The 5,014-nt window shown below is 69.7% G+C and carries 4 protein-coding genes and 1 pseudogene; 3 read left to right on the top strand and 2 right to left on the bottom strand.

Going from position 1 to position 5,014, the window contains the following annotated elements; all coding sequences use genetic code 11:
- Nucleotides 1–540 (bottom strand): annotated as a pseudogene (locus tag VFL64_RS09385) (kynureninase); the annotation flags it as partial.
- Entirely contained in the window at nucleotides 540–1,163 is a 624-nt protein-coding gene (kynB, locus tag VFL64_RS09380) for an arylformamidase (RefSeq protein ID WP_489540116.1), read from the bottom strand. The gene kynB and the pseudogene VFL64_RS09385, both read right to left, overlap by 1 nt.
- A gap of 185 nt (nucleotides 1,164–1,348) precedes the next feature.
- On the opposite strand from kynB, the gene VFL64_RS09375 reads away from it, so the two are divergent.
- The 3 genes from VFL64_RS09375 to VFL64_RS09365 form a co-directional block, all read left to right on the top strand.
- Nucleotides 1,349–3,676, top strand: a complete 2,328-nt coding sequence (locus tag VFL64_RS09375) for a bifunctional salicylyl-CoA 5-hydroxylase/oxidoreductase (protein WP_489540115.1) — start codon at nucleotides 1,349–1,351, stop codon at nucleotides 3,674–3,676.
- A 10-nt stretch (nucleotides 3,677–3,686) separates the two neighbouring features.
- Nucleotides 3,687–4,241 carry a MarR family winged helix-turn-helix transcriptional regulator gene (locus tag VFL64_RS09370; RefSeq protein ID WP_489540114.1) on the top strand — a complete coding sequence of 185 codons (555 nt, stop codon included), beginning with the start codon at nucleotides 3,687–3,689 and terminating at the stop codon, nucleotides 4,239–4,241.
- Nucleotides 4,238–5,014 (top strand): enoyl-CoA hydratase family protein (locus VFL64_RS09365; RefSeq protein WP_489540113.1); only part of this gene is annotated, 777 nt, incomplete at its 3' end. The genes VFL64_RS09370 and VFL64_RS09365, both read left to right, overlap by 4 nt.

The following is a 5,014-nucleotide window of genomic DNA, read 5'->3' as shown; positions in this document are numbered from 1 at the left end:
GCGGCCCGTTCGGTAGTTCACTTGCGTGAGCATCAGCACGGCGAGGTCGGCGTTGAGGTGCTGCGCGATCTCGTCGGGCTCGACCAGCACCAGCCGCATGCCCAGCTCCTTGGCCAGGCCTTCGGCGATGTAGAGGTCGGTCGGGACGTTGCTGCGCTCCGAGACGATGACGCGGCGCGAGGGCGAGTCCGCCCGCGTGATGCGCAGCGCGGCACTCAGCACCTTGAAGAGGTTGACCGAAGTCGAGTCGGCCACCACCAGCTCGCCGGGGCCGGCGCCCACCAGGCGCGCGATCTTGTCGCCCACGCGGCGCGGCAGGTCGATCCAGCCCGCGGTGTTCCAGCTGCGGATGAGGCCGGTGCCCCATTCGCCTTGTATGGCCTGCTGGACGCGGGCGGCGGTGGCGCGCGGCAGCACGCCGAGCGAGTTGCCGTCGAGGTAGATCACGCCCTCGGGCAGCTCGAACTGCTCGCGCAGTGGCGCCATCGGGTCTTGCGCGTCGAGCGCGAGGCAATCTTGTCGGGTGAATGGCGAGGTCATCACAGCTCCCGCAGCACCGCGCGCACGGGCGAGGCGCAGGCTTGCATCAGCTTCAGGGGCAGGGCGATCAGCTCGTAGTCGCCGGCGGGCACGCCGTCGAGCACCAGGTTCTCCAGCACGCGCAGGTGGTGGCGCAGCAGCTGCTGGTGGCTGTCGAGCGTCTTGCTCTCGGCCGGGTCGACCGACTGGCTGTCGATGCCCACCAGGCGCACGCCACGGCTGGCCAGCCAGGTCAGCGTCTCGGGCGCGAAGGCCGAGAACTCGGGGGACCATGCGGTGGGCGCCTTCTCGCAGGTGCGCACCAGCACGCGCGGCGGCAGCTCCCGCTCGGCGTGCTGCAGGTCGGCCGGCTGGATCAGCCGCGCCGGGCCGATGGCGTGGACCACGCGGCAGGGGCCGAGGTAGGGTGCGAGGTCCACCTCGCCGATGGCCGGTGCGCCGTCGGCGTAGTGCAGCGGCGCGTCGGCATGGGCGCCGATGTGCGGCGACATGGTGATCGCGCTCAGGTTGACCGGGCAGCCGGGGCCGATGCGCGCGGTCCACTTCTGGGAATAGGCCTCGTCACCGGGGAAGAGCGGCGAGTCGGGGGCGATGGGCGGGGAGATGTCCCACAGGCGTTTCACGGTGGCGTTCTCGCGGTGGCAGATCGAAGAAGGGAAGGCGGAAACAGTAGCACCGGCATCGGCAGCGTGGTGTCGGTATTTTCAGACAGCGGAGAGGGTCTTGGGAATTGCTTGACACCTCAAATATCAAAGCCTAAATTGCGCTCGACCGCACCTGCTGTGCGGCACTTCCAGGAGACGCACCCATGCGCATCGCCTGCATCGGCGGCGGCCCCGCGGGCCTGTACTTCGCGCTGCTGATGAAGAAGCAGAACCCGGCGCACGAGGTGCGCGTGATCGAGCGCAACCGCGCGCACGACACCTTCGGCTGGGGCGTGGTGTTCTCCGACCAGACGCTGGGCGCCGTGCAGCGCACTGACCCGCCCACGGCCGAGAAGATCCTCGGCGCCTTCAACCACTGGGACGACATCGAGGTGCACTTCAAGGGACGCTGCATCCGCTCCTCGGGCCACGGCTTCTGCGGCATCGGTCGGCGCCGCCTGCTCAACATCCTGCAGGACCGCTGCGCCGAGCTGGGCGTGGTGCTCGACTTCGCCACCGAGTGCAGCGACGACACCGAGCTCGACGCCGACCTCGTCATCGCCTGCGACGGCCTCAACAGCCGCATCCGCAGCAAGTACGCCGACACCTACCAGCCTGACGTGGACCTGCGCCAATGCCGCTTCGTGTGGCTGGGCACGCACCGGCGCTTCGACGCCTTCACCTTCGCCTTCGAGCGCACCGAGCACGGCTGGTTCCAGGCCCATGCCTACCGCTTCGACGAAGACACCTCCACCTTCATCGTCGAGGCGCCCGAGGCGGTGTGGCAGGCGGCCGGGTTGGACAAGATGTCGAAGGAGGAGAGCATTGCCTTCTGCGAGAAGCTCTTCGCCGCGCAGTTGCAGGGGCACCCGCTGATGTCGAACGCGGCGCACCTGCGCGGTTCGTCGCAGTGGATCCGCTTTCCGCGCGTGGTGTGCAAGCGCTGGGTGCACCACAACGGCAAGGCACCGGTGGTGCTGATGGGGGATGCGGCCCACACGGCGCACTTCTCCATCGGCTCGGGCACCAAGCTCGCGCTCGAAGACGCCATCGACCTGGCCGATCGCATCGCCGACCACCCGGGCAACCTGGCCGGCGCGCTGCAGGCCTACGAGGCCGAGCGCAGCATCGAGGTGCTGAAGATCCAGAACGCCGCGCGCAACTCCACCGAGTGGTTCGAGAACGTCGAGCGCCATGCGCGGCTGGAGCCGGAGCAGTTCGCCTACTCGCTGCTCACCCGCTCGCAACGCATCTCGCACGAGAACCTGCGCCTGCGCGACATGGGCTACGTGGGCGGTCACGAGCGTTGGCTGGCCGAGCGCGTGGGCCTGGATGCCAGCGTGCCGCCCATGTTCACGCCCTTCCGCCTGCGTGGCCTCACCCTGAAGAACCGCGTGGTGGTCTCGCCCATGGCGCAGTACAGCGCGGTCGACGGCGTGCCCACCGACCACCATCTGGTGCACCTGGGTGCGCGCGCCATGGGGGGCGCGGGGCTGGTGTTCACCGAGATGACCTGCCCGAGCGCCGACGCGCGCATCACGCCGGCCTGCCCTGGCCTCTACAACGACGCGCAGATGCTGGCGTGGAAGCGCATCGTCGACTACGTGCATGGCCACAGCACGGCCAAGATCGCGCTGCAGTTGGGCCATGCCGGCCCCAAGGGCTCGACGCGCGTGCCCTGGGAGGGCGAGGACCAGCCGCTCGCCGAGGGCAACTGGCCGCTGGTGTCTGCGTCCGCGCAGCAGTACCTGCCCGGCGTGAGCGCCTGGGCACGCGAGATGACGCGCGGCGACATGGAACGCATCACGCAGGACTTCGTCGCCGCCACGCGCCGCGCCATCGAGGCCGGCTTCGACGGGCTGGAGCTGCATTGCGCGCACGGCTACTTGCTGTCGGCCTTCCTGTCGCCGCTCACCAACCACCGGCGGGACGCGTACGGCGGCTCGCTCGCCAACCGGCTGCGCTGGCCGCTGGAGGTGTTTGCCGCCATGCGCGCGGTGTGGCCCACCGAGCGGCCGATGTCGGTGCGCCTGTCGGCCCACGACTGGGTGGACGGCGGCAACACACCGGCCGATGCGGTCGAGATGGCGCGCGCCTTCAAGCAGGCCGGCGCCGACCTGATCGACGTCTCCTCGGGCCAGGTGAGCCCGGCGCAGAAGCCGGTCTACGGGCGCATGTACCAGACGCCGTTTGCCGAGCTGATCCGCAACGAGGTGGGCATCGCGACCATGGCGGTGGGGGCGATCACCGAGGCCGATCACGTGAACAGCATCATCGCGGCCGGCCGCGCCGACCTGTGCGCCATCGCCCGCCCGCACCTGGCCAACCCGGCCTGGACGCTGATGGAGGCCGCGCGCATCGGCCATGTGAACGGCATCGGCGCCGACTGGCCGCGGCCCTACCTCTCGGGCAAGGGCCAGCTGGAACGCAACCTCGAACGCGAGCGTGCGCTGATGGTGCAGGACCCCGCGCAGCTCGCGCAAGGCGTGTGATGGAGACGATGTGAACGAACGACCCTTGGAAGCGCTGGCCTTCGATGTGGCACCCGACCACGAGTCGCGCGTGCAGGACGAGCACCACCAGGCGCTCAAGCTCTGGCTGCGACTGCTCTCGTGCACCACGCGCGTGGAGAGCGCCATCCGCAACCGCCTGCGCAGCGAGTTTTCCACCACGCTGCCGCGCTTCGACCTGATGGCGCAGCTGGAGCGCGAGCCCGAAGGCCTGACCATGAGCGAGCTGTCGCAACGCATGATGGTCACGGGCGGCAACATCACCGGCATCACCGACCAGCTCGAAGCCGAAGGCCTGGTGCGGCGCATGCCCCACCCGGGCGACCGGCGCGCGTACGCGGTGCAGCTCACGCCCACGGGCAAGCGGCAGTTCCGCCGCATGGCGGCCACGCACGAGCAGTGGGTGATCGAGCTGCTGGCCGGCTGGTCGCCTGCCGACAAGACCGAGGTGCAGGGGTTGCTGGGCCGCCTGAAGCAGCACCTGGCGGCACTCGACATGGCGCCATCTGCCAAGCCCGCGCGCAAACCCAAGGAGAACAAGGCATGACCCGAGCCATGGACACCCACCTCGTGGCCGGCAACCGCCGCGCACTGGCCTCGCTGGCACCCCAGCACGTGGGCTGGTCGATCGAAGGCCCGGTGGGCGTGATCACGCTCAACCGGCCCGAGCGCAAGAACCCGCTGACCTTCGACTCGTATGCCGAGCTGCGCGACCTCTTCCGCGCGCTGGCGCAGGTCGACGAGGTGCGGGTGGTGGTGGTGCAAGGCGCGGGCGGCAACTTCTGCTCCGGCGGCGACGTGCACGAGATCATCGGCCCGCTCACCCAGATGAGCATGCCCGACCTGCTGGCCTTCACACGCATGACGGGCGACTTCGTGAAGGCCATGCGCGCCTGTCCGCAGCCCATCGTCTCGGCGATCGACGGCGTGTGCGCCGGCGCGGGCGCGATCATCGCGATGGCCTCCGACCTGCGCATGGGCACGGCGCGCAGCAAGACGGCGTTCCTGTTCTCGCGCGTGGGCCTGGCGGGCTGCGACATGGGCGCCTGCAGCCTGCTGCCGCGCATCGTGGGGCAGGGGCGGGCGTCGGAGTTGCTGTACAGCGGCCGCTCACTGGGTGGTGACGAAGCAATGCAATGGGGCTTCTTCAACCGACTCGTCGAACCCGAGGCCTTGTCGGCCAGCGCGCTTGCTTGGGCTGCCGAACTCGCGCAGGGCCCGGGCTTTGCGCATGCCATGACCAAGCGCATGCTGCATCAGGAGTGGGCGATGGGTGTCGACGAGGCCATCGAAGCCGAAGCCCAGGCGCAGGCCATCTGC

The sequence above is a fragment of the Rhizobacter sp. genome (assembly GCF_035702065.1).
In the GTDB taxonomy this organism is placed as follows: domain Bacteria; phylum Pseudomonadota; class Gammaproteobacteria; order Burkholderiales; family Burkholderiaceae_C; genus Rhizobacter.
The sequence above is the reverse complement of the archived record's forward strand: the minus strand, read 5'-3'. Positions and strand labels throughout refer to the sequence as shown.